16 protein-coding genes and 1 tRNA gene are annotated in these 25326 nt (G+C 69.4%); 4 read left to right on the plus strand and 13 right to left on the minus strand.

The genetic code is table 11. The features are described 5' to 3' along the window. On the minus strand, positions 1 to 2931 hold the full coding sequence (gene topA, locus ABDZ66_RS11840) for a type I DNA topoisomerase (protein WP_343759116.1): 2931 nt from the start codon (positions 2929 to 2931) through the stop codon (positions 1 to 3). Positions 2932 to 3106: 175 nt separating this feature from the next. Between topA and ABDZ66_RS11845 the strand changes: the two genes are divergently transcribed. Next, the gene (locus tag ABDZ66_RS11845) at positions 3107 to 3679 is read left to right on the plus strand and encodes a YdcF family protein (protein ID WP_343759119.1); all 573 of its coding nucleotides are present in this window, start codon (positions 3107 to 3109) and stop codon (positions 3677 to 3679) included. 72 nt (positions 3680 to 3751) lie between these two features. Here ABDZ66_RS11845 and murJ read toward each other — a convergent pair whose 3' ends face one another. From murJ to pgm, 3 genes are all read right to left on the minus strand, one after another. Continuing rightward, the gene (murJ, locus tag ABDZ66_RS11850; RefSeq protein ID WP_343759187.1) at positions 3752 to 5323 is read right to left on the minus strand and encodes a murein biosynthesis integral membrane protein MurJ; all 1572 of its coding nucleotides are present in this window, start codon (positions 5321 to 5323) and stop codon (positions 3752 to 3754) included. A gap of 91 nt (positions 5324 to 5414) precedes the next feature. Next, a complete protein-coding gene (locus ABDZ66_RS11855) occupies positions 5415 to 5939 on the minus strand; it encodes a hypothetical protein (RefSeq protein ID WP_343759122.1) in 525 nt (174 codons plus the stop codon). Positions 5940 to 5941: 2 nt separating this feature from the next. After that, positions 5942 to 7576, minus strand: a complete 1635-nt coding sequence (gene pgm, locus ABDZ66_RS11860; protein WP_343759124.1) for a phosphoglucomutase (alpha-D-glucose-1,6-bisphosphate-dependent) — start codon at positions 7574 to 7576, stop codon at positions 5942 to 5944. Between the two features lie 361 nt (positions 7577 to 7937). On the opposite strand from pgm, the gene glpX reads away from it, so the two are divergent. Both glpX and wrbA read left to right on the plus strand, forming a co-directional pair. Next, complete coding sequence (gene glpX / locus ABDZ66_RS11865; RefSeq protein ID WP_343759126.1) at positions 7938 to 8963, plus strand: class II fructose-bisphosphatase; 1026 nt, start codon at positions 7938 to 7940, stop codon at positions 8961 to 8963. A 264-nt stretch (positions 8964 to 9227) separates the two neighbouring features. Then, a complete protein-coding gene (gene wrbA, locus ABDZ66_RS11870) occupies positions 9228 to 9842 on the plus strand; it encodes an NAD(P)H:quinone oxidoreductase (protein WP_343759128.1) in 615 nt (204 codons plus the stop codon). 61 nt (positions 9843 to 9903) lie between these two features. Here wrbA and treS read toward each other — a convergent pair whose 3' ends face one another. Then, positions 9904 to 11562: a maltose alpha-D-glucosyltransferase gene (treS, locus tag ABDZ66_RS11875; RefSeq protein ID WP_343759131.1), complete on the minus strand. Its 1659-nt coding sequence runs from the start codon at positions 11560 to 11562 to the stop codon at positions 9904 to 9906. Between the two features lie 111 nt (positions 11563 to 11673). Next, a tRNA-Gln gene (locus ABDZ66_RS11880) sits at positions 11674 to 11747 on the minus strand. Between the two features lie 313 nt (positions 11748 to 12060). On the opposite strand from ABDZ66_RS11880, the gene ABDZ66_RS11885 reads away from it, so the two are divergent. Continuing rightward, a complete protein-coding gene (locus tag ABDZ66_RS11885) occupies positions 12061 to 13779 on the plus strand; it encodes a 30S ribosomal protein S1 (protein ID WP_343759133.1) in 1719 nt (572 codons plus the stop codon). Between the two features lie 660 nt (positions 13780 to 14439). Here ABDZ66_RS11885 and ppk1 read toward each other — a convergent pair. From ppk1 to ABDZ66_RS11920, 7 genes are all read right to left on the minus strand, one after another. Beyond that, on the minus strand, positions 14440 to 16575 hold the full coding sequence (gene ppk1 / locus ABDZ66_RS11890; protein ID WP_343759135.1) for a polyphosphate kinase 1: 2136 nt from the start codon (positions 16573 to 16575) through the stop codon (positions 14440 to 14442). Between the two features lie 417 nt (positions 16576 to 16992). Next, on the minus strand, positions 16993 to 18237 hold the full coding sequence (gene fabF, locus ABDZ66_RS11895; protein ID WP_343759137.1) for a beta-ketoacyl-ACP synthase II: 1245 nt from the start codon (positions 18235 to 18237) through the stop codon (positions 16993 to 16995). Between the two features lie 119 nt (positions 18238 to 18356). Next, positions 18357 to 18587, minus strand: coding sequence for an acyl carrier protein (gene acpP, locus ABDZ66_RS11900; RefSeq protein ID WP_078300586.1), 231 nt, complete (start codon positions 18585 to 18587; stop codon positions 18357 to 18359). 108 nt (positions 18588 to 18695) lie between these two features. Further along, a complete protein-coding gene (gene fabG, locus ABDZ66_RS11905; RefSeq protein ID WP_343759140.1) occupies positions 18696 to 19445 on the minus strand; it encodes a 3-oxoacyl-[acyl-carrier-protein] reductase in 750 nt (249 codons plus the stop codon). A 28-nt stretch (positions 19446 to 19473) separates the two neighbouring features. Then, entirely contained in the window at positions 19474 to 20379 is a 906-nt protein-coding gene (fabD, locus tag ABDZ66_RS11910) for an ACP S-malonyltransferase (RefSeq protein ID WP_343759142.1), read from the minus strand. Further along, entirely contained in the window at positions 20376 to 21413 is a 1038-nt protein-coding gene (locus ABDZ66_RS11915) for a beta-ketoacyl-ACP synthase III (protein WP_343759146.1), read from the minus strand. Before ABDZ66_RS11915 ends, fabD begins: the two co-directional genes overlap by 4 nt. A gap of 309 nt (positions 21414 to 21722) precedes the next feature. After that, positions 21723 to 25202: an ATP-binding protein gene (locus tag ABDZ66_RS11920; protein ID WP_343759147.1), complete on the minus strand. Its 3480-nt coding sequence runs from the start codon at positions 25200 to 25202 to the stop codon at positions 21723 to 21725. Positions 25203 to 25326: the final 124 nt, after the last annotated feature.

Raw genomic sequence — 25326 nt, forward strand, 5'->3', positions numbered from 1 at the left:
TTACTCTCCGCGCGCCGCCTGGTTCAGTTTCTTGCTGGCCTGCAGGGCCATCCCCTTGGCCTTCTTGACGTCCAGGCCCAGTTCGGGCGCCACCTCTTCGACCTTGCGGCCCTGTTCGCGGGTGGCGGTCACGAGTTGCTGTTCCTGGCTGCTCAGGACGCCCAGGTGGGCCTTGAGTTGCGCCCAGGTGAAGGTCGCCCTGGCGGGCGCGGCAGCTTTCTTGGCAGCTGTATTGGTCGCCGGTTTCTTGGTGGCGGTCTTGCCGGTGCTGGCCTTGCTGGTGCTGGCCTTGCTGGTGGCGGGCTTCTTCGCACCTGCCCTGGCCGGGGCCTTGGCGGCCGCTTTCTTCGGGCTGGCCTTGCCGGGTTTCTTCTTGGGTTCCTTGCCGCGTTCCTCCAGGATTTCCAGGGCGCGTTCGGCGCTCAGGGTGCCGTCGTCCTCGCCCTTGCGCAGGGTGGCGTTGCGTTCGCCGTCGGTCAGGTACGGGCCGAAACGGCCGGATTTCAGCAGGATGGGCGCGCGGCCCTCCAGTTCGAAGGTCTGGAGGGGCGGGGCGGCCACGCGGCCCTTCCCGAAGCGCGGCTGCAGGAACAGCGCCTCGGCCTCCTGGATGCCGACCTCGAACAGGTGCTCGTGGCTGGTCAGGCTGCGGCTGTCGCTGCCGCGCTTGAGGTACGGGCCGAACTTGCCGTTCAGCGCCCAGACTTCCTCGCCGCCGCTCGTGCCGACCAGCCGGGGCAGGCTCAGGAGTTTCAGCGCGCGTTCCAGGGTCAGGGTGTCCAGGTCGTCGGTGGGGAACAGGCTGGCGCTGCGCACCGGGGGGTTCGTGTCGCCCAGCGTCACGTACGGGCCGTAGCGTCCGGCGCGGGCCACGACGGGCAGACCCGTGTCGGGGTCGGTGCCCAGGGGCCGCTCGCCGCTGGGACGGCTCAGGAGTTCCTCGGCCTTCCCGGCGGTCAGTTCGTCCGGGGCCATGTCCTCGGGCAGGTTGGCTTTCTGCTCGCCGCGTTCCATGTACGGCCCGTAGCGGCCCACGCGGACCTCGATGCCGGTGCCTTCCAGGCGCGGCACGCTGATGGTGGCGATGCTGCGCGCGTCGATCTCGCCCATCTGCCGGTCGATCAGGGGCCGCAGGGCCATGCCCTCGCCGTGGTCGCCCAGGTAGAAGCGCCGCAGGTACGGCACGCGCTGGGCGCGGCCACCCGCGATGTCGTCGAGGTCCTCTTCCATCCGGGCGGTGAAGTCGTAGTCCACCAGCGAGGAGAAGTGGTGTTCCAGCAGCGCACTGGTCGCGAACGCCGTCCAGGACGGCACCAGCGCCTGCCCCTTCTTGATGGCGTACCCGCGGTCCTGGATGGTGCCCAGGATGCTGGCGTACGTGCTGGGGCGCCCGATGCCCGCGCCTTCCAGCGCCTGCACCAGCGACGCCTCGGTGTAGCGGGCGGGGGGTTGCGTGTCGTGGCCCTCGGGTTTGACGCTGTCGGCGGTGACGCGCTCGCCTTCCTTCAGGGGCGGCAGGGGCGTCTCGCGGTCTTCCAGCGCGGCGCCCGGGTCGTCGCTGCCCTCCACGTAGGCGCGCAGGAAGCCGGGGAAGTCGATGGTGCGGCCCGAGGCGCTCAGGGCGACCTGCTCGCCGGCGCTCGTCTGGCCGCCCAGGCGGACGCGCAGGCTGCGGCCGCGTGCGTCGGCCATCTGGCAGGCGACGGTGCGTTTCCAGATCAGGTCGTACAGGCGCCACTCGTCGCCGCTCAGTTCGCCCCGCAGGCTCTCGGGCGTGCGGAAGGCGCTGCCGGCCGGGCGGATCGCCTCGTGGGCCTCCTGGGCGTTCTTGGCTTTCTTGGCGTACACGCGCGGCTGCGGCGACAGGTAAGTGGGGCCGTACATCTGCGTGACCTGCGTGCGGGCCGCCGTGACTGCCTCGGTGCTCAGGTTGGTGCTGTCGGTACGCATGTACGTGATGTAGCCCTGCTCGTACAGGCGCTGCGCGGCCCGCATGGTGCGCGTGGCGGCGAAGCCCAGCTTGCGGCTTCCCTCCTGCTGCAACGTGGAGGTGATGAACGGCGGGTACGGCCGCTGCGTGAAGGGTTTCTCCTCGGCACTCGTGACGGTCAGGGGCTGACCGGTCAGGCCGTCGGCCAGGGCGCGGGCCTCGGCCTCGGTCAGCAGGCGGGCCGTCACGCCGCTCTTCAGCCGCCCGGTCAGCGGGTCGAAGTCGCGGCCCAGCGCCAGCTTCTGCATCTGTCCGTCGGGGCCGGACACGTCGGTCAGGCGGGCCGGGAAGGTCTGCGCGTCCGCCGTCTTCCCGGTGACCAGCAGGTCCCACCACGACGCACTGACAAAGCGCATGCGTTCGCGTTCGCGTTCCACCAGCATGCGGGTCGCCACGCTCTGCACGCGGCCCGCCGAGAGTTTCGGCTTGACCTTCTTCCACAGGACCGGGCTGACCTCGTACCCGTACAGGCGGTCCAGGGCGCGGCGGGCCTCCTGCGCCTCCACGAGGTTCGTGTCGATCTGACGCGGCGCGGCAATCGCGGCCTGAATGGCTTCCCTGGTGATCTCGTGGAACACCATCCGCTTGACCGGCACCTTCGGTTTCAGTTCCTGAAACAGGTGCCACGCGATGCTCTCGCCCTCGCGGTCATCGTCGGTCGCCAGGATGATCTCGTCGGCCTCGGCCGCCATCTTGCGCAGTTTCGCCACGTGCGCCTTCTTCTCGGGCGACACGACGTACAGCGGCTGGAAGTCATGCTCGACGTCCAGGCCCAGGCGGGCCCAGGCCTTGCCCCTGTACTTTTCCGGGATGTCCGCCGCACTTTTCGGCAGGTCGCGGATGTGCCCGATGGAAGACTCCACCGCGTACCCCTTTCCGAGGTACTTCTCGATGGTGCGGGCTTTGGCGGGCGACTCGACAATGACAAGGGTTCTGGGCATAAGTAAGGTCTCTCCCCCGGAACGGAGGTATGGGCCGAGCGTAGCACGCCCCCATCACACCTTCCGGTACAAGTCCCCCACTCTACGCCCCGGCCCGGCACCCCCCGCCAGCCTCCCACCCGACGGCCCGCACGCCGCTCAGGCTTGTCATTTCCCTCATGCTAGGCTGCGCTCGATGCGTTCACGGGGCGCCACCCTCACCCTGCTGCCACTGGCCGTGGCAGCCCTGCTCGTTGCCGGTTTCGTGCTGACCCCCAACCTGCGCGTCCCGAACGCCAGCACACCGAACCCCACCCTGGTCGTCCTGGGCGCCGCGCAGTACGCCGGGAAACCCAGCCCCGCCTTCCAGCGCCGCCTGGATCACGCGCTGACCCTGTACCGCGCCGGGGGCGTGCAGCGGATCGTCGTCACGGGCGGCCGCCGGGCCGGGGATCCCTACACCGAAGGCGGCGTGGGCGCCACCTACCTCGCCCGCCACGGCGTCCCCGCGGGCCACGTGATCGCCGAGGAACGCAGCCGCACCACCGTGCAGAACCTGCAGAACGCCCGCGCGACCCTGCCCCCCCACACGCCCCTGACCCTCGTCACCGACGAGGCCCACGCCCCCCGCGCCCTGGCCCTGGCCCGCGCCATCGGCCTGAACGCCAACGTCAGCGCCAGCCCCCTCAGCCCCCAGGTGGACCGCTCGTACCTGCTGCGCGAGAAAGTCGCCCTGGTCGCCTACGCCCTGATCGGCATCCGGCTGTAGCCGGGGGATGGAACGTGGGGTGTGGGTCGTGGGAGAACCCCCCTACGACCCACACCCCACGTCCCCCACGGATCAGCGTTTCAGTCGCCGGGTGACCGCCGCCACTTCCGGCAGTTTCAGGGCGAGTGCGCCGCCCAGGTACACGGCGAGGCCCACTCCGCCCGCCAGGGCCAGCACGGGAATGCTGGTCAGGATGAAACCCGGTTCGATCGGCACGGCCCGCGCGATCAGCCACGCCACGCCGCCCGAGACGGCCGCCAGCGGCACGACGCGCAGCAGGTGGCCCGTCACCTCGCGCGCCGGGAAGCCCACGGCGCGGCGGTACAGGACGATCAGGGCGGCCGTCATCAGCAGGCCGCTGATGGTGGTACTCAGGCCGAAGCCGATCAATCCCAGGCCCGGCACCAGCAGGCGGTACAGGCCGACCTCCAGCACGAAGCCGATGGCGCTGATCGTCACGGCCTCACGGGTGCGTTCACGGGCGTAGAAGGTTCGCAGCAGCACCGTCACCAGCGCCCACGGCACGAGGGCCAGGGACCAGCTGCTCAGGATGCCCGCTCCGGCCAGGAACTTCACGGTTTCCTTGGCAGTGCGGGGGGCGTGGGTGTTGATGACGCTGATCACGTAGGGGGACAGCGCGATGATCAGGGCACTCATGGGGGCGGCCAGGAACGTGGTGGTGCGGATGGTGCTGGCGGTGAGTGCGCGGAACTGCGGCCAGTCCTTCCCGGCGGCGGCCTGCGAGAAGCGCGGGAAGACCGCCAGGACGGGTGAGACGACGAACAGGCCGTTCACGGTGGTGAACAGCGCCTGCGCGTTGAAGTACCCGGCCTGCGTGCCGGAATCGAACAGCCGCGCGTCGGACAGCAGGCGCAGCACGTACACGTTCAGGAACTGCCGCGCCCCGGCCGTCAGGGTGAACGGGGCCATCTGGCGGATCACGCGGCCCACCGCCGGGTGGCCCATCAGGGCCGGGGTGGGCAGCAGCCCGAAGCGGTTCAGGGCGGGGAGCTGCACCACGAGCTGCGCCACCCCGCCGATCAGCCAGCCGAAGGCCAGCCACTCGGCCTGCTTGGGCAGCAGCACCAGCGCCGCGATGCTGGCGATGTTGAACGCCACGGGCGCAAAACTGCTTTCCCGGAAGTGCTCGTCGGCGTTCAGCAACCCCATGGCGATGGCGGACAGGCTGATCAGCATCAGGAACGGCATGACCATGCGGGTCATGAACAGCGCCAGTTCCCGGTCGATGTTCGACTGCCCGGCCAGCAGCAGGTCCACGAGGTACGGCGCGGCCAGGATGCCCGCCGCCATCAGGAGCAGGTTCACGGCGATCAGCACGCCGCTGAACGCCTGCGCCAGCCTTCTGCGCTCGGCATCGTCCAGGGTCTTGTACACCGGGATGAACGAGTTGACGAGCGCACCCTCGGCCAGCAGTTCGCGCAGCAGGTTGGGAATGGTGACGGCCGTGTTGAACGCCTCGACCAGCGTCACGCTGAACAGGTTGTTCAGGGCCATCTGGCGCAGGATGCCGCTCAGGCGGGAGCCGAGCGTGCCGAGCATGACGATGAGGGTGTTCGCCCGCAGCGATTTCTTCGGGTTGGCGGGTGGGGGGGCGTCGGGCGGTCCGGCGTCCTCGAAGGACATGTTCAGTTCGGGGGGTGCGGGGGGCGGACCGGACGGCGGGAGACTCACGGGGTCACTGTACCGCCCGTCCCGCCCGGCCTTCACGGGCCGTTCAGGTGGCGGGTGGCGTTTCCGGGTCGGGGGTGACCTCGTGGGCGCGGCCGTCCGGTCCGATGAACAGGTGCGGCGCGCCGAAGGTGACGTTCAGCCGCAGGGTGTTCAGGTATGCCTGGAGGTTGGCGGGCATGTCACTGAGGGTGAAGGGGGTGCGGGGGGCGGCCACGAGGCGGTACACGCCCGCCCTGCCGGGAATGCGGTCGTACACGAACGCGCCGCGCCGCTGGGCGGGGGTCAGGTGCTCGTCGAACCCGCCGGCGGGGGCGTTGGGGTCCTCGGTTTCGGGGCGCACGTCGATCCAGACGTGCGTGCGTTCCAGCAGGCCCTCGCTCTGCAGGGCAGCTTCCGGCACGGTGTCGTCCCCGGCCGCGAGGAACTGCGCGACGTGGCCGCGCGTGTCGGCAGCGAACCAGTCGAATTCCACGTCCCGGATTTCCTCGCGGGTGATGACGACCTGCAGCAGTTCCTCCTGTGTCAGGGGGGTGCCGGTGCTGTCCGGGTCGGTGGGGGCGCGACTCATGGTCACTGCCCTCCCAGCGCGGCGGCGACCACGTCGCGCGCCTCGTTCATGACCTGTTGCAGGTGCTCCTGGCCCCGGAAGCTCTCGGCGTAGATCTTGTACACGTCCTCGGTGCCGCTGGGGCGCGCGGCGAACCAGGCCTCGTCGGTGGTGACTTTCAGGCCGCCGATGGCTTCGTCGTTGCCGGGCGCGCGGGTGAGTTTCGCGGTGATGGGGTCGCCGCCCAGGGTGGTGGCGGTGACCTGTTCGGGCGAGAGGCTGCCCAGGATGCGTTTCTGGTCGGGCGTGGCGGGCGCGTCCTGGCGGTCGTAGGCGGTCGCGCCGAGGCGGGCGCTCAGGTCCGCGAAGCGGGCGCTGGGGGTCTGGCCGGTGCGGGCGGTGATCTCGGCGGCGAGCAGGCCGGGGATCAGGCCGTCCTTGTCGGTGCTCCAGGCGCGGCCGTCGCGGCGCAGGAAGCTGGCGCCGGCGCTCTCCTCGCCGCCGAAGCCGAAGGAGCCGTCCTGGAGGCCCGCCACGAAGTACTTGAAGCCCACCGGCACCTCCACGACGCGGCGGCCGATGCTGGCGCCCACCCGGTCGATCAGGGCGCTGCTGACCAGCGTCTTGCCGATGGCGGCGTCCGCGCGCCAGCCGGGGCGGTGCTGGAACAGGTACTCGATCATCACCGCGAGGTAGTGGTTGGGGTTCATCAGGCCGTCGGTGGTGACGATGCCGTGCCGGTCGGCGTCCGGGTCGTTGCCGATGGCGACGTCGAAGTCGCCCTTGAGGGCCAGCAGGCCCGCCATGGCGTGGGGGCTGGAGCAGTCCATGCGGATCTTGCCGTCGCGGTCCACGCTCATGAACGCGAAGCTGGGGTCGATGACGTCGTTCACGATGGTCAGGTTCAGGTCGTGCGCCGCCCCGATGGCCTGCCAGACCGGGAGGCTGCTGCCGCCCAGCGGGTCCACGCCGATCCGCACGCCGCTGGCGCGGATGGCGTCCAGGTCGATCACGTCGGGCAGTTGCGTGACGTAGGGGGTGATGAAGTCGAATTCCTCCAGGGCGGCCATGGCGTCTTCGAGGGACACGCGCTGCACGTCGCGCAGTTCGTCTTCCATGATCTGGTTGGCGCGGGCCTGCACGACTTTCGTGACGTCGGTGTCGGCGGGGCCGCCGCTGGGCGGGTTGTACTTGAAGCCGCCGTCCTGCGGGGGGTTGTGGCTGGGCGTGATCACGATCCCGTCCGCCACACCGTCCGTTCCGGTGCGGTTGTGTTCCAGGATGGCGTAGCTGACCAGCGGGGTGGGCGTGAACAGACCGGGCTGGACGCGCACGCGCACGCCGTTGGCGATCAGGACCTCCAGCGCGGTCATCCAGGCGGGTTCGGACAGGGCGTGGGTGTCCAGGCCCATGTACAGCGGCCCGGTGATCCCGGCCTGCGCGCGGTACTCGGCGACAGCCTGCGAGATGGCCAGGATGTGCGTCTCGTTGAAGGTCCCGGCGAGGCTGTTGCCGCGGTGGCCGCTGGTGCCGAACGCCACGCGTTGCAGCGGGTCGCTGGGCAGCGGGCGGGTCTCGTAGTAGTGCGCCACCAGGCGGGGAATGTTCGTCAGCAGGCTCCGGGGAGCGCGTTTACCGGCCAGTTCGCTGATGGTCATGCCGCCCAGTGTACGGAGTGCGGCCCCCGTGCGGGCGCCTGCGGTAAGACAGCGTGAAGTGCCTTCCGGCAGCGGGACCTCCAGGTGACGGGTGACCCGGTCGCGGCAGCGGGCGGCTGCTACGCTGGGCGGCATGAGGGAGTTCCTGAACGACTGGTGGCGGCTGCTGAAGCTGATCGTGGGGTCGCTGGCGATTCCGGTGGTGCTGTGGGGGTTGCTGGTGTGGGCGGGCGTCCTGAGGTAGCTGCCGTGCTGAGGTAGCGGGTGGCCGGGGACCGCTCCCCCGGCGGGTGACACGAAGCAGGGGGGGGTGGAACCGCTCCCGGCGGCGGGTTCCGGTGACTCGTGTTACGTTCGGAGCATGACGGCTAAACGGCACAAGGGCAGCGAGCGGAGCGCCGAGGGGCGCACGGACACCAATCATTTCGAGCATGCGCTGGTGCTGGAAACGGCGCGCGTCACCGAGGGCGCGGCACTGGCTGCCAGCCGCTTCATGGGCATGGGCGACAAGAACGCCGTGGACGGCGCCGGCACCGAGGCCATGCGCGAGCTGCTGAACTCGCTGGACATCCGCGGCACGGTCGTGATCGGTGAGGGCGAGATGGACGAGGCGCCCATGCTGTACATCGGCGAGAAGGTCGGCACCGGGCAGTACGAGGTGGACATCGCCGTGGACCCGGTCGAGGGCACCAGCGTGACTGCCAAGGGCCTCCCGAACGGGCTGGCCGTGATTGCCCTGTCCGAACGGGGCGGGCTGATGCACGCGCCGGACTGCTACATGGACAAGCTGGTCGTGCCGCCCCCCGCCGCCGGGAAGGTGAACCTGGACTGGCCGGTCGAGGCGAACCTGAACGTGCTGGCCCAGAGCCTGGAACGTGACGTGGACGACCTGATGATCACCATCCTGGACCGCGAGCGGCACGCGGACCTGATCCGGCAGGTACGGGCGACGGGCGCCCGCGTGAAACTGATCGGGGACGGCGACGTGGTCGCCAGCCTGCAGGTGGGCGTGCGCGGCACCGGCGTCCACGCGCTGATGGGGTCGGGCGGCGCGCCCGAGGGCGTGCTGTCGGCGGCGGCCATGAAGTGCCTGGGCGCGGAGATCCAGGGGCGATTCATCGCGGAGGACGACGCCATGCGTGAACGCTTCGCCTCGATGGGCGTGGACGAGAAGCGGGTGTACCGGACGAACGATCTCGCGCCGGGCCGGCAGATGGTGTTCAGCGCGACCGGCATCACGTACGGCGAGCTGCTGAGCGGCGTGCGCCGCTTCGGTGGTGGGGCCCGGACGCACACGCTGGTCATGGGGTACGCCACGCGGGTGGTGCGGTTCATCGACTCGGTTCACCTGGAGGACGACGGGGCGCGGGTGACGGTCCGGATCTGATCTGCCGCGCGCGGCGCTTCCGGGCGGCTCGTCCTCTCCTCTGCCCTGTCTCTCCCCTGTTCACGGGACGGCCCTGCGCCCCCCCGTGACGGGGGAGGGTTCGTTGTGGCTGTCGATAGCTGGACTCCGATGGAGTGGCTGTTCAGGCTGTTCCCCCCGGGCGGAGACGGGTGGTAGGGGCACAGGTACCGGGTGAGAAAAGAGTAAACCAATGTTAAATACCTTGATGTTGAACTATTTTCCGGGGCTGCCTACACTGCCCTCATGACGAACCCCACCTCCGCTCCGGTGAAACTGGCGATCGTGTACTACTCCACCTACGGCACCAACCACGCCATGGCCCAGGTCGCCGCTGAGGCCGCCCGCGCCGCCGGGGCCGAGGTGCGCCTGCTCAAGGTCGCCGAAACCGCCCCCCAGGCCGTGATCGACACCCAGGACGCCTGGAAGGCCCAGCAGGAACGCAGCGCCGATGTCCAGACCGCCACGCCCGCCGACCTCGAATGGGCCGACGCCTACCTGTTCAGCACCCCCACCCGCTTCGGCGGCGCGGCCAGCCAGGTACGCGCCTTCATCGACACGCTCGGCGGGCTGTGGGCCACCGGCAAACTGGCGAACAAGACCTTCAGCGCCATGACCAGCGCCCAGAACCCCAACGGCGGCCAGGAAACCACCCTGATGACCCTGTACACCACCGCCATGCACTGGGGCGCCATCCTGGTGCCGCCCGGCTACACCGACCCGGCCATCTTCGCGTCCGGCGGCAACCCCTACGGCGCCAGCGTCACCGCCGGCGGCCAGCCCCTGAGCGACGAGGACCGCGCCACCATCGCCCACCAGACCCGCCGCCTCATCGAGGTGACGGCCCGCCTGAACCGCTGACCCACCCCCACACGAACAGGCCCGCCGCGTTCAGCGTGCGGGCCTGCTGTGCGCTACGGGTTCAGTTCAGGCGCAGCCAGTAGTAGTCGTACTTGCCCAGGATCATCGGGTACGCCGCCTCGGTCACGGGCGGGAAGTGGCTGCCGCCGGCCAGCGTGACCGGCGTGCGGCCCAGGTGCTCCCCCAGGTTCAGGTGCACAGCCTGGGCGTTGCCGGCGAAGTTGCTCACGATCAGCAGGGTCTCGTCCTCGGTGCGGCGGGTGAAGGCCAGCACGGCCGGGTTGTCGGTGTCGATGAACTGCAGGTCGCCCACCGCGAAGGCCGGGTGGCGGCGGCGCAGTTCCAGCTGACGGCTGGTCCACTTCAGCAGGCTGCTGGGGTCCTGCTCCTGGCTCTGCACGTTCACGCGGGCGTACCCGTACACGGCGTCACTGATGGGCGGGAAGAAGCACTGGTCGGGCGTGGCGGTCGAGAAGCCGCCGCTCATGCCGGCGTTCCACTGCATGGGCGTGCGCACGCCGTTGCGGTCCGCCTGCGACAGGTCGTCGCCCATGCCGATCTCGTCACCGTAGTACAGGATCGGGCTGCCCGGCAGGGCCAGCAGGACGGTGTTCAGCAGTTCGATGCGGCGGCGGTCGTTGTCCAGCAGCGGTGCCAGACGCCGGCGGATGCCCACGTTGATCTTCATGCGGGTGTCGGGCGCGTACGCGGCGTACATGAAGGCGCGTTCGTCGTCCGTGACCATCTCCAGCGTCAGTTCGTCGTGGTTGCGCAGGAACGTCGCCCACTGCCCGAAGCTGGGAATGGCGGGCAGGCGGTCCATGATCTCGCGGATGGAGGTCGTGTCCTCCTTTTTCAGGCTCATGTACAGCCGGGGCATGACCGGGAAGTTGAAGCACATGTGGAATTCCGGGTCCTGCTCGCTGCCGAAGTACTCCACCACCTCTTCCGGCCACTGGTTCGCCTCGGCCAGCAGCAGGCGGCCGGGGTACTCCTGATCGACCATGCGGCGCATCCTTTTCAGGATGTCGTGCGTTTCCGGCAGGTTCTCGCAGTTGGTGCCCTCGCGCTCGATCAGGTACGGCACGGCGTCCACCCGGAAGCCGTCCACGCCCAGGTCCAGCCAGAACCGCGCGGCAGAGAGCAGTTCCTCGACCACGCGGGGGTTGTCGAAGTTCAGGTCCGGCTGGCTGGAGAAGAACCGGTGCCAGTAGTACCGGCCGGTCTGTTCGTCCAGCGTCCAGTTGCTCGTCTCAGTGTCGGTGAAGATGATCCGCGCCCCGGCGTACTCGGTGCCGGTGTCGCTCCAGACGTAGTAGTCGTGGTACTCGTTGGGACTGCCGTCCGGGAGGGTCGGGCCGCGCCGGGCCGCCTGGAACCAGGGGTGGTCGCTGCTGGTGTGGTTGGTGACCAGGTCCCCGATCACGCGCAGGCCGCGGGCGTGCGCCTCGCGCAGGAAGACCTTGAAGTCCTCCAGGGTGCCCAGGTCCGGGTGGATGTCGGTGTAGTCGGCCACGTCGTAGCCGTCGTCCCGCAGGGGGCTGGGGTAGAACGGCAGCAGCCACAGGCAGTCCACGCCGAGGTTCTTCAGGTAATCGAGTTTGCCGGTCAGGCCGGGAAAGTCGCCCCTGCCGTCGCCGTTGCCGTCCGCGAAGGTGCGGACCGAGAGTTCGTAGAAGACGGCACTCTTGTACCACTCGGGCATGGCGGTCTGGGTCATGCCCCGCAGTGTAGTTCAGCGGGACGCTGGAAGCGCTGCCACGCTTGAGCAGGCCCCTGAACCCAGGCGCATGAAAAAAGGAACTTCACTGAAAGGTGAAGTTCCTGCTTCTGGCTGGGGCACTAGGACTCGAACCTAGATCGACAGTGTCAGAGACTGGTGTCCTGCCATTAGACGATGCCCCAACGGGGTGAAATCCCGACCGGTGTCGCTTCCGGCCGTCTTCCCTTGGGGGGAAGCGTGAGGGAGTATAGCCACACCCCAGGCGGTCCGTCAAGTCACCCCCCCGCAACTGCGTGCCAGTCCCGCCAGAGCGAACGCCGCCCGAGGCTCGCTGGACCGCGTATAGATCGCAGTTGCCGCCTTGGTCAGACTCTGGTACACTGAGGTGTTGCCGCGCCGTATGCACCCCTGACCTCAGGGTCAGGCTTGCACGGAAGACAGGTATCAGGCTGGCGCGCCATCCGCAAGGAAGCGCGCCCAGGAGGACAGGAGTTCATGGAAGACAACACCCAGACCCCCGCCCAGCAAGGCGGGACTCAGCCCGCGACGGGCACCACCCAGACCAGCGTTCCCACCCCCGTGGAGGAGCGCGAGTACCCCGCCATGACCATGGAGGACATCCTCGCCAGTGAGGCGCAGGAGCCCCAGAGCGTCACCCGCGGGGACATCGTGGACGGCACCATCGTGTTCATCGGCCAGGAAGGCATTGCCGTTGACATCGGCGCGAAGGTCGAGGGCATCATCCCCCTCAACCAGCTCGGCGACGAGCCCGTCACGCTGGAACAGGCCCAGGAGATGTACAAGTCCGGCGAGCAGATCGAGGCGTACGTCGTGCGCGTCGACCTGCCCAACAGCCAGATCGTGCTGAGCAAGAAGCGCGCCGATCAGGACAAGGGCTGGCGCGTCCTGGAGAAGATGCAGGAGGCCGACGAGGCCTTCGAAGTCGAGGTGCTCGAAAAGGTGCGCGGCGGTCTGGTCGCGCAGGTCGAAGGCATCCGCGCCTTCCTCCCCGCCTCGCAGGTCGACACGCGCCGCGTGAACGACCTCGACCCCTACGTCGGCAAGCCCCTGATGGTCAAGCTCATCGAGCTCAACCGCAAGCGCAACCGCGTGATCATCAGCCACCGCGCCATCCTCGAAGCCCAGAAAGCCAAGGCCCGCGAAGAAACCGTCGGCCAGCTCGAAGCCGGCGCGCAGTTCGAGGGTGAAGTCGTGGAAATCACCGACTTCGGCGTGTTCGTGAACCTGGGCGGCATCGACGGCCTCGTTCACCGCAGCGAACTCACCTACGGCCGCTTCAACCACCCCCGCGACGTGGTCAAGGTGGGCGACAAGGTGCAGGTGCAGGTCATGGACGTCGACGGCGGCCGCGAGCGCATCAACCTGAGCATGAAGGCCCTCACCCAGGACCCCTGGGAAGGCGCCACCGACCGTTACAGCATCGGCCAGAAGGTCACCGGTAAGGTCACGAACCTCACCAACTTCGGCGCCTTCATCGAACTGGAATCCGGCCTGGAAGGCCTGGTTCACGTCAGCGAGATGAGCTGGACCAAGCGCGTGCGTCACCCCAACGAAGTCATGAAGGAAGGCGACGAAGTCGAGGCCGTCATCCTGCGCATCGACCCGAAGGACCGCCGCATCTCCCTCGGGATCCGTCAGACCACCGACGATCCCTGGAGCGCCCTGCCTGACCGCTACCCGCCCGGCACCCCCGTGAAGGGCAAGATCACCGGCATGACCGACTTCGGCGTGTTCATGGAGATCGAAGAAGGCATCGAGGGCCTGATCCACATCAGCGAACTCGACGTGCAGCGCGTCAACAACCCCGCCGACCTGTTCAAGAAGGGCGACGAGATCGAAGCCGTCATCCTGAACATCGACCCCGTCGAGCAGCGCGCCAGCCTCAGCCGTCGCCGCTTCCTGGGCGGCGGCCCGGTCCCCACCCAGCGCGACTACGTCAGCCAGGGTGGCGGCGCCCGCAGCGACCGCTACAGCAGCGGCCAGGGCGGCGCTCCCCGCGCCGGTGGCCGTGGTGGCCGCCGCGGCGACGCGGACTACGCCTACAACGCCAAGGACGCCAGCCAGGGTGGCAAGATCAGCACCAAGCTGGGCGACGTCTACGCCGACCTGTTCGCGCAGTTCGGTCTGGGCGGCGACAAGAAGGCCGACGCCACCGAGGCGCAGGCCGACACCACCGAAGACACCCAGGGCTGAACCGGGCAGCGCTCAGGCTACCCCTGAGCCGCCCCCCACCCTGAAAGCGAAGTCCCGGCAGACCCGAGAGGTCTACCGGGACTTCGCCTTTCTCCTGCCGGGCGGCCCGCCCGGGGAACACCCCTGTCACCGGAGTCCATCTCATACGGATTCCGTATGGTTCACTGACAACCCGGCAGGGCACCGGGTTGCCAACTCCACGTCCGGAACCCGTTTCTCTCCTACTCGCATCCGCTCGGATTGAATGGCTTTATAAGCCATTCAATCGGAGTCCGTCTCATCAATGATGCGGGCACTTTTCAAGCGCCAGAGGGGACAAGCATGGAATACGTCTTCTGTAACGCCATTCCTGCTCACCCCCTCCCAGCCTCCCCCCTCAAGGGGGAGGGGTAAACACTGCGTGTTCATCGCTGGTCTGCAATGAAGGTATGAACCTGTCCGCACCATTGATCATACGGATTCCGTCTGATACGGACTCCGATTGTTTCTCCTACAATCCGGAAGTTCACCGGGTTGCCAACTCCACGTCCGGAACCCGCCCAGCTCCTTCTCTGCAGAGCAGCTCTCCGAGTCGCGTCCGCTCGGACCCAGCGGCTGTGCAAGCCATTCAATCGGAGTCCGTATCACCCCATCCGGCCAGCCTCTCCCTCTTCCTGCGGGTCAGGAAGGGTGGCGGGCCGCGGCGAAGGTCTGCTGCGCGCTGAAATCCCCGGGCAGCTTCTCGTACTCGCCGGACGGGTTCAGTTCCCAGGAGCCGCGCGTGTCGGCCCACTCGGTATCCAGGATGCTCAGGAACGTCTCGCGGTGCCGGTCGTCCAGGACGGGGGCGATCACCTCGACGCGGCGGTCCAGGTTGCGGCTCATCCAGTCGGCACTCCCGAAGTACACCTCGGGACTGCCAGCATTGCCGAACGCGAACACCCGCGCGTGCTCCAGGTAGCGGCCCAGCAGACTGCGCACGCGGATGCTGGCCGACAGGCCGTTCACGCCGGGGCGCAGGCAGCACACGCCGCGGATGATCATCTCGACCCGCACGCCCGCCCCGGCCGCGCGGTACAGCGCGTCGATCATGCCGGGGTCGGTCAGCTGGTTGACCTTCACGCGCACCCAGGCGTCGAGTCCCGCGCGGGCATGGACCGCCTCGCGTTCCAGCAGCGCCTCCAGGCCGGGGCGGGCGGTGTCGGGCGCGACCAGCAGGTGCGTGTACTCGGCGGCGGCGTACCCGGTCAGGTGGTTGAACAGTTCCGCCACGTCCGCGCCCAGGTCCGGGTGCGCCGAGAGGAGGCTCAGGTCCGTGTACAGCCGCGCGGTCTTCGCGTTGTAGTTCCCGGTGCCGATGTGCACGTAGCGGCGCAGGCCGCCCGCCTCGCGCCGCACGACCATCGCGACCTTCGCGTGCGTTTTCAGGCCCGGCACGCCGTACACCACGTGCGCCCCGGCCCGCTCCAGTTTCCTGGCCCAGGAGATGTTGCGCTGCTCGTCGAATCGGGCCTTCAGTTCGATCAGGGCCACAACCTGCTTGCCGTTCTCGGCGGCGGTGCGCAGCGCGCCCAGCAGGCGCGGGTCGTCCCCGGTGCGGTACAGCGTCTGCTTGATCGCCAGCACCTGTGGGTCCCGGCTGGCTTCCTCGAGGAAGTCCAGGATGTTCGTGAACCCGTCGTAGGGGTGGTGCAGGATCACGTCGCCGCCGCGCAGCGTCTCGAAGATGCCGCTGTCCTCGTCACCGTCGAGGTCCGGGATGGCCGGCGCGTACGCCGGGTAGGACAGGTCCGGGCGGCTGACGGGCAGACCCATCAGGTCCGCGGTGCCCAGCGGGCCTTCCAGCAGGTAGATGTCCTCGGCGGCCAGGCGCAGCCGCGTCTGCAGGAACCCGATGATTCCGGGCGGCGTGTCCCGCATGACCTCCATCCGCACCGCCGACCCGAAGCGCCGCCGCCTGAGGCCGTCCTCGATGGTGGCGAGCAGGTCCTCGGCCTCCTCCTCCTCGAACTCGTAATCGGTGTTGCGGGTCACGCGGAAGGCGTGCGCGGCCAGCACCTGCCGGCCCTTGAACAGCTCCCCGATGTGCGCGGCGATCACGTCTTCAAGCAGCAGCAGCGCCTCCCCGACCACCACGATGCGGGGCAGCACGCCCACCGGCACCTTCACCCGCGCGAAATCCGGTTCCTCGCCGTTGCCAGCGTCCAGCAGCACCGCGAGGTTCAGGCTGAGGTTGCTGAGGTACGGGAACGGGTGGCTGGGGTCCACGACCAGCGGCGTCAGCACCGGCTGAATCTCCGCGAGGTAGTGTTCGTGCAGCTGCGCCCGCGCCCGCTTGCCCAGGTCATGCACCCGCGTGAGCTTCACGCCCTGTGCGTGCAGGTCCCGCAGGATCCGGCGGGTGGCCCGCTCGATCTCCCGCAGCATGCCCTGCGTGCGCTCCCTCACCAGTGCCAGCGTCTCACGCGGCTGTAACCCGTCCGGGCCGGGCGTGTTCACGCCCGCCGCGATCTGTCGGTGAATGCCGGCCACGCGCACCATGAAGAACTCGTCGAGGTTACTGCCGCAGATGGCGGTGTACTTCAGGCGCTCCAGCAGCGGATTGCGTTCGTCGCGGGCCTCGGCCAGCACCCGCTCGTTGAAGGCCAGCCACGACAGCTCCCGGTTCAGGAATGGACTCTGCGTGTTCGCGACCGTGCTGTGTGTCCGCGTCTCCCCCACCCCGGCAGTGCGGTCGGCCGCCCGGCGGGGCCGCCGCGGGGTCGCGGAGGACGGAGGCTTGGTGGAACGCTCGGTGTTCTTGGGGGGCACAGTCATGACTCCTCTTCAGTAGACGGGTGGGCAGTCAGGTGGGCGTCACCCGGCAGTGCGCCCACGGTCATCTCCCGCATTAGAGCATCTGTCCGGAGGAAGGCGTCGGGCAACCGGGCTCCGCCGGCGGCCTTCCTCCCCCCGGAGGTGGCCTTCCCTGCGCTCACACCGGTCCGCCAGGGGGGGTGGCGCCAGCGACCCGGCGTTCCCCCCCCGGAGTGAAGGACTGGGCGAGTCGCTGCGCCCGGACTGAAGGGTTTTCGCGAACCCCTGAACCGGAATCCGTCTCATACGGACTCCGATTGAATGGGCTGGAAAGCCCGTTCAATCCGAGCGAAGCGAGGAGGAGCTGGGCGGGTTCCGGACGTGGCGTTGACAACCCGGTGCCCTGACGGGTTGTCAGCGAAACAGACGGAATCCGTGTCAGGCGCGTTTGAACAGCAGCGCGGCGTTCTGCCCGCCGAACGCGAAGGAGTTGCTCAGCGCGTACTCGACCTGCACCTCGCGGGCACCTTCCGGGATGTAGTCGAGGTCGAGTTCCGGGTCGGGGTCGGTCAGGTTGATGGTGGGCGGCAGGATGCCGTCCCGCAGCGCCTGGGCGACGGCGATGGCCTCGATGGCGCCGGCCGCGCCGAGCAGGTGACCGGTCATGCTCTTGGTGGAACTGACGGCCAGCTTGTGCGCGTGGTCACCGAACACGTGCTTGATGCCCTGCGTCTCGTGCAGGTCGTTGAAGTGCGTGCTGGTGCCGTGCGCGTTGATGTACCCGACCTGCTCGGGGTTCACGCCGGCGGTCTTCAGGGCCATGCGCATGGCGACCTGCGCGCCGCGTCCCTCGGGGGCGGGCGTGGTGATGTGGTGCGCGTCGGCGCTGGTGCCGTACCCGACGATCTCGGCGTAGATGGTCGCGCCGCGCGCCACGGCCTTCTCGTACTCCTCGAGGATCACGACGCCCGCACCCTCGCCGAGCACGAAACCGTCGCGGGTGGCGCTGAACGGGCGACTGGCCCGCTGGGGGTCGTCGTTGCGGGTGGACAGGGCCTTCATGTTCGAGAACCCGCCGATGGCGATGGGCGTGATGGCGGCCTCGCTGCCCCCGGCGATCATGGTGTCCGCGAGGCCCAGCTGGATGTACCGGGCGGCGTCACCGATGGCACCGGTGCCGGTGGCGCAGGCAGTCACAACCGTGCTGCTGGGGCCGGTCGCGCCGTAACGCATGGCGACGTGCCCGGTGGCCATGTTGGCGATCATCATGGGAATGAACATGGGGCTGATGCGCCCCGGTCCGCGCGAGTGCAGCACGCCCGCCTGATCCTCGAAGGTCTTCACGCCGCCGATGCCGCTGCCGACGATGGTGCCGGTACCCTCGCCGCGCAGCTCCTCCTCGGTCAGGCCGCTGTCCTGCACGGCCAGTGCGGCGGCGGCCAGCGCGAGTTGCACGTAGCGGTCGAGTTTGCGGGCCTCGCGGGGATCAACGAAGGGCGACAGGTCGTCGTTGACTTCCCCCGCGATCCGGCTGGCGGTATCGGCCGGGTCGAAGTGCGTGATGGTGCTGATGCCGCTCTTTCCGGCGCGTTGCGCCTGCGCGTAGGCCTGCGCGCCCACGCCGATCGGCGTGACCGGCCCGAGGCCCGTGATAACAACCCGTTTCAACCCTGTGACGCTCACTGCATCCCCCCCTTTTCGTGCCGGTGTGTCGGCCCGGTCAATGGATCGGGGCGGGAGCGGCAATGCACCGCGCCCCGCCCCTTGATCCTGCGCCCCCCGAGCGTGGGGGGCCAGCGCGTTTACTGCTTGCTCTCGATGTAATCCACGGCGGCCTGGACCGTGCGGATCGTTTCGGCATCTTCATCGCTGATGGTGATGCCGAACTTGTCTTCGAGACCCATGATCAGTTCCACGGTTTCGAGGCTGTCGGCGCCCAGGTCTTCCACGAAGCGGGCCTCGGGGACCACCTTGTCGCCGTCCACGCCGAGCTTGTCAACGATCACGTCTTTCACATCATCAAAAGTTGCCATGAGTTCGTACCTCCTGATACTGAAGTCTGCGCCAGTCTACACGCGGCGCCCATGAGAGGCAGCTGATCTGAACGGGGTTCAACTCGGGCCTCGTGCCGACGCACCGGGTCAGTGGGGGTTCAGGCCGCCGTCCACGCCGATGGTCTGCCCGGTCACGTACCCGGCGGCGTCACTGGCGAGGAACGCCACGACCGCCGCGACCTCCTGCGGCTGCCCGAAACGCGCCAGCGGAATGCTGCCCAGGTAGCCCTGCTGCACGTTCTCCGGGAGCTGCGCGGTCATGTCGCTCTCGATGAAGCCGGGCGCGACGGCGTTCACGGTGATGCCGCGCCCGCCGTACTCCTTGGCGAGGGCCTTGCTCAGGCCGATCAGGCCGGCCTTGCTGGCCACGTAGTTCGCCTGCCCGGGGTTGCCGGTCAGGCCGACCACGCTGGCGATGTTGATGATCCGGCCCGAGCGGGCGCGCATCATGTGCTTGATCGCGGCGCGGCAGGCGATGAAAGCGCTCGACAGGTTCGTCTGGATGACGGCGTCCCAGTCCTCGTCCTTCATGCGGATGGCGAGGGTGTCGCGGGTGATCCCGGCATTGTTCACGAGGACGTCCAGGCGGCCCATGTCCTTGATGACGGTCTCGACGAGCGTCCCGGCGTTGGCGGGCACGGTCAGGTCGGCGCCGAACACCTCGGCGCGCACGCCGGCCTCTCTGGCCTCGTCGGCGACCTTGCGGGCCTCGTCGGCGTTCCGGCCGTAGTGAACGGCGACATCGAAGCCGTCCTGCGCGAGTTTGAGGGCCATGGCGCGGCCCAGGCCACGGCTGCTGCCGGTGATCAGGGCGACTTTACGGGGGGTTTCGGTCATGGGTGGGTTCTCCGGTGGGGCGGGTGAATTACAGCGTGAAGTCCTGCACCTGCGCGGCCGTGCCGACGTTGATGGTGCGGGCGTCGGGCAGGATGCGCCTGACGAGGCCGGTCAGGACGGTACCGGGACCGAACTCGATGAACACGTCCGCGCCGGCCGCCGCGAGGGCCTGGATGGTCTCGACCCAGCGCACGGCACCGGTGATCTGTTCGGTCAGCAGGCCCGGCAGGGCGGTGGGATCGGTGTTCGGCTGGGCGGTCACGTTCGCGTACACGGGGAAGGCGGGCGGTGCGAACGCGGTCGTCTGCAGGTCCGGGGCGAGGCCGCTGGCGGCCGGGGCCATCAGGGGGCAGTGGAAGGGCGCGCTGACCTTCAGCGGGATGGCTTTCAGGCCGCGTGCCTTGAGGGCGGCGTTCGCGGCGTCCACGCCCTGTTTCGTGCCGCTGATGACGGTCTGGGTGGGCGCGTTGAAGTTGGCGGGCTGCACGCCGTCGGTGGCGGCGCAGACCTCCTGGACGACGGCCGGGTCGCCCATGACGGCGCTCATGGCTCCGGCTCCGACGGGCACGGCGGCCTGCATCAGTTCGCCGCGCCGGCGGGTCAGGCGCAGCGCGTCCCCGAGGCTCAGGGCGTCGGCGGCGACCAGCGCGGAGTACTCGCCCAGCGAGTGCCCGGCGGCGAAGGCGGGGGTCAGGCCGGTCCGGGCGCGCCACGCGCGGTACGCGGCGACGCTGGCAGCCACCAGCGCGGGCTGCTGGTTGGCGGTCAGGGTCAGGTCGTCCAGTGGGCCGGACTCGATCAGGGCGCGCAGGCCGGGCAGGACGTGCTCGACCTGGGTGTACACCTCGGCGGCCTCGGGGAACGCGGCGGTCAGGTCGGTCCCCATGCCGACGCTGTGGCTGCCCTGGCCGGGGAACAGCGCGGCGATCTTCATGCGCTCACCTCTGCCTGGCTTTCGGCTGTCAGGCTGGGCGCGCCGCCCCACCATTTCATGGTGCCCGCCACCCAGCTCAGGCCGCCGCCGAAGGCGATCAGCAGCAGTTGCTGGCCGTCCTGCACGCGGCCGTCCTGCACGGCTTCATGCAGGGCCATGGGCACGGTCGCGGAACTGGTGTTGCCGTAGCGGTCGAGGTTCACGACGGCGCGTTCCATGGGCAGTCCGAAGCGGTCCATGGCCGCCTCGATGATCCGCACGTTCGCCTGGTGCGGGATGACCCAGTGGACGTCGGCGCTGGTCAGGCCGCTCTTGGCGAGGACCTGGGTGCCGCTCTCGCCGAGCACGCGCACCGCGAACTTGAAGACCTCGCGGCCGTTCATGCCGACCGAGTCTCCCATGTCGAAGCCGCCGGGCAGGCGGGGCGCGACGCAGCGCAGGTACAGGCTGGACCCGCCGTTCCCGTCGGCGCCCATCACGAATTCCTGGAATCCGTACCCGGCGGGGACCGGGCCGACCACGGCCGCGCCCGCGCCGTCCCCGAACAGGATGGCGGTGTTGCGGTCGTCCTGGTCCACGATCTTGCTGAGGGCCTCGGCACCCACGACGAGGACCCGGCGGGCCGCGCCGCTCATGATCAGGCCCTGGGCGACGCTCAGGCCGTACACGAAGCCGCTGCACGCGGTACTCAGGTCGAAGGCGGCCGCGCCGACCAGGCCGACCTGCATGCCGATCAGGGCGGCGGTGGACGGCATCAGGGCGTCGGGGCTGACGGTGGCGCAGATGACGGCGTCCACGCCCTGGAGGGCCTGCGGGTCGCGCCGCAGCATGTCCCGGACCGCCAGCACGCCCAGGTCGGAGGTGAACTGGTCGGGCGCGGCGAAGCGGCGTTCGCGGATGCCGGTGCGGGACTCGATCCAGTCGGCGTTGGTGTCCATGCGGGTCTCGAATTCCGCGTTCGGCACCACGCGGTCCGGGACGTACATGCCCAGCGCGGTGATGCCGAGGCTGGGGCGGGCGGTGGGGTCACTCATGGACGCACGCTAGCATTCTTTGAACGGCCGTTCAATGAATTCGGTACAGAGTTCAGCCGGACCGACGCGACCCCCCAGACGGACTCCGATGGAACGGCGTACCAACACCGTCCGGTCCGGGCCGAGGCGACCCGCAGAGTGCCCAGGCAGCAGAGGGGCCAGGCAGCAGAGGGGCCAGGCAGACGGACGAGGAGCGGGACGGGTGCCGGGCGCGGAGGGGGCAACCCGGCGCGTGGGCGGGTGGAGGGCGGGCCAGACGGCCCTCCAAGCGGTACGCAGGGCGGGCCGGCCCGCCCCCCAGGGCCGCGGTCAGCGGCCCCCGTCGTCGAACGCCGCCGGCAGCGTCAGGTGAAACGCCGCTCCCTGACCCACCTCGGACGTCACCCACAACCGGCCCCCGTGCTGCGCGACGATCTTCTCGCAGATCGCCAGGCCCAGCCCGCTCCCCTCGAACTGGTCACGGATGTGCAGCCGCTGGAACATCTCGAAGATCCGCTCGTGGTACTCCGGCGCGATCCCGATCCCGTTGTCCTGCACGGTCACGCGCCACGCCGACCCCTCCGGGCGGGCATGGATGGACACCCGCGGCGCGCGGTCCGGCGCCCGGAACTTCAGCGCGTTCCCGAGCAGGTTCTGGAACAGCTGCGCCAGCCTCGGCGCGGCCCCCAGCACCACCGGCAGGTCCCCCACGTCCACCTGCGCGTCCGCGTCGGACAGCGCCGCGTCCAGCCGCGCCATCGCCTCCTGCACCACCTCGCGCAGCGGCACCGGCGCCGGCAGCGGCCGCTCGGCATTCAGACGCGAGAACACCAGCAGGTCGTTCACCAGGGTCTGCATCCGCTCGGCGCCCTTCTGCACGGTCTTGAGGTACAGTTCGGCGCGGTCGTCCAGGCGGTCCCCGTAACGGTAGGCCAGCAGGCCCGCGTAGGAACTCACCGTCCGGATCGGCTCCTGCAGGTCGTGACTGGCAATGTACGCGAAGCGCTCGAGTTCGGCGTTGCTGCGTGACAGTTCCTGATTGGTGCGCAGAATGTCGCGCTGCAACGCCACCTGCTCGGTGATGTCCGACACCACCGCTACCGCCCCGAACACCTGATCGTCACGGCGCAACGGGGCCGCCGCAACCCGCACCACGCGGTCCTCGCCGGTCCGCATGTGCCGCAGCAGCACGTCCTGCCGCACCGCCTCGCCGCGCAGCGCCTTCACGAACGGCGTCTGCTCCGGCGGTAGCGGCACGCCGGTCTCCAGATCCCGGTTCTGCAGCTGCACGCTCAGGTCGATCACCGAACGCCGCAGCTGCTCCATGCTCTCGAAGCCCACGATGTCCAGCGCCGGGCGGTTGGCGCGCTGGATGCCGTTCAGGTCCCCCACGTACACCGCGTCCGGCATGCTGTTCAGGACGGTGTTCAGTTCCAGCGTCTGGCGTTCGCTGTGGTCCAGCGCCTCCCGCAGTTCGCGGGTACGCGCCTCGACCCGGGCCTCCAGCTCGGCGGAGTAGGCCTGCTCGCGCTCCAGCGCCTCGCGCCGCAGCTGCGAGAGCTTCAGGTTCGCGTTCACCTTCGCCAGCAGTTCCCGCGCGCTGAAAGGCTTGACCAGGTAATCGTCCGCGCCGGACTGCAGTCCCTGCACCCGCGCTTCCTCCCCTGCCCGCGCCGAGAGCATGATCACCGGCACGTCGCGGGTGGCCGGCGACGCCCGCACCGCCGTCAGCAGCCCCAGCCCGTCCAGGCGGGGCATCATGACGTCCGTGATCATCAGGTCCGGCAGGCGGCGGCGGATCAGGTCCAGCGCCTCGAGTCCGTCCCGGGCCACCTGAACGTCGTGGTGAGGATCAAGGAGCCGCTGCAGGTACTCGCGCAGGTCGGCGTTGTCATCCACGATCAGCACCTGCCGCCGCTCGGTGTGCGGCGCCGTGCCGTCCGGTTCCGGCTCGGTCAGGGCGGCGGGCGCGCTGGGCAACCAGCGGAGCGCCTCCTCCACGAAGGGCAGGGCGCCCTGCGTGCTGGGTTGCTCCTCGGCGGGCGCCGCGACCCGGTCCGGCGGCAGGTGGGCCGCGCCGAAAGGAAGGCGCAGCGTGAAGGTCGTCCCGGTCCCCTCCTCGCTGCTGGCCTCGATGGTCCCGCCGTGCAGCAGCACGATCTCGCGCACCAGCGCCAGCCCGATCCCGCTGCCCTCGAAGGACCGGCCGCGCTGACCCTCGACCCGGTGGAACCGTTCGAACAGACGCCCGACCTCCGCGGGAGGCACGCCCACGCCGGTGTCCTGCACGGTCAGGACCACGTGACGGTCCTCGGCGCGCAGCGTCACGGCCACCTCGCCCTGCAGGGTGAACTTGAAGGCGTTCGACAGCAGGTTCAGCAGCACCTTCTCCCACAGGTCCAGGTCCACGTACACCGGGGCGGGCAGCGACTCCAGTTCCACCCGGAAGTCCAGGCCCGCACGGTTCATCGCGGACCGGAAGCTGCTGGTCAGGTCCGCGTTCAGGGCCACGAAGTCCGTCGGCACGAACCGCGCCTGCGCCCGGCCCGCCTCCAGCCGCGAGAAGTCCAGCAGGCTGTTGACCAGCCGCAGCAGGCGCAGGCTGTTGCGGTGCGCCATGCTCAGCGTCTGCTGCTGCTGCGCGCTCAGTTCGCCCTGCTCACCGGTCAGCAGGTCCTCCAGCGGCCCCAGCATCAGGGTCAGCGGCGTGCGCAGTTCATGGCTGGCGTTCGCGAAGAAGGCCGTCTTGGCCCGGTCCAGCTGCGCCAGCGCCTCGGCCCGCTGCCGCTCCTGCTCGTAGGCGGTCACGCTGGTCAGCGCGGACGCCAGCTGCGTCACGCACAGGTCCAGGAAACTGCGGTAGGCGTCGTCCAGCGGCCGGTAGGGGTTCAGGCCTACGATCAGCACCCCGGCCGGCAGGGTCATGCCCGGCTGAATGATCGGCAGGGTCAGGCTACGCAGCGGCGGGCGGTCCCACGGGCCGCGCGGAACGTCCGGGAGCCCCTGCAGGTCCTGCAGCTGCGCCGGCACGGCGCCGGACAGGACCGGCGCCACCGCCCACGGCCCCGGGTCCTGCAGGCCGAGTTCCTCGGGGGCCAGCGGGTGGTCGGCCCCCACGCCGAACCGCAGCGCGCAGCGCAGCTCGCCCCGGTCGGCGGCCTCGCGTCCCTCTGCCGGCAGGTACGCCAGCGCGAACGGCAGGTCCTGCGGCTCATCCTGCAGTCCGTCACGCAGCGCGCGGAACACCTCGTCGGTGGTGCGCGCCCCGTTCAGGCGGGACGACAGACTTCCCAGCACCCGCAGCCGCCGCTCGCCCACGACCCGTTCGCTCTCCTCGGTCACCACGCACAGCATGCCGGTCACGGCGCCGGTGTCGTCGGCCAGCGGGGAGTACGAGAAGGTATGGTAGGTCTCCTCGGTGTACCCGCTGCGTTCCAGGAACAGCAGCAGGCCCTCGTCCCAGGTGGCGTGCCCTTCGGAGAGCACCTGCGAGATGCGCGGGCCGATGTCCTTCCAGATCTCGGCCCACACCACGTCCGAGCGGGCTCCCAGCGCCCACGATCCCTTCACGCCCAGCGTCGGCAGGTAGGCGTCGTTGCAGAAGAAGGTCAGGTCCGGACCCCAGGCCATCCACATCGCGAAGCGCGAGGTCAGCATGATCCGCACGGCGGTTTTCAGGCTCTGCGGCCACTGGTGCGGCGGTCCCAGGGTGGTGCGAGACCAGTCCAGCGTCAGCATCCGCCGCGCCATCTCTCCACCCCCCGCGAACAGGCCCTGGGCGAGGTCAAACTCTTCGGAAGGATTCAACATGAGCAACGAGGAGCATACGGGATTGCGCCCTCCGGCACGCCATGTGAATCATGAAGACCGCCCCCGGTCTGCGGGGGGCGGCCAGCAGGACCCACTGGGAACCGGCCGTCAGCGCAGGGGGGGG

Origin of the sequence: Deinococcus depolymerans, assembly GCF_039522025.1 — a bacterium.
GTDB lineage: Bacteria > Deinococcota > Deinococci > Deinococcales > Deinococcaceae > Deinococcus > Deinococcus depolymerans.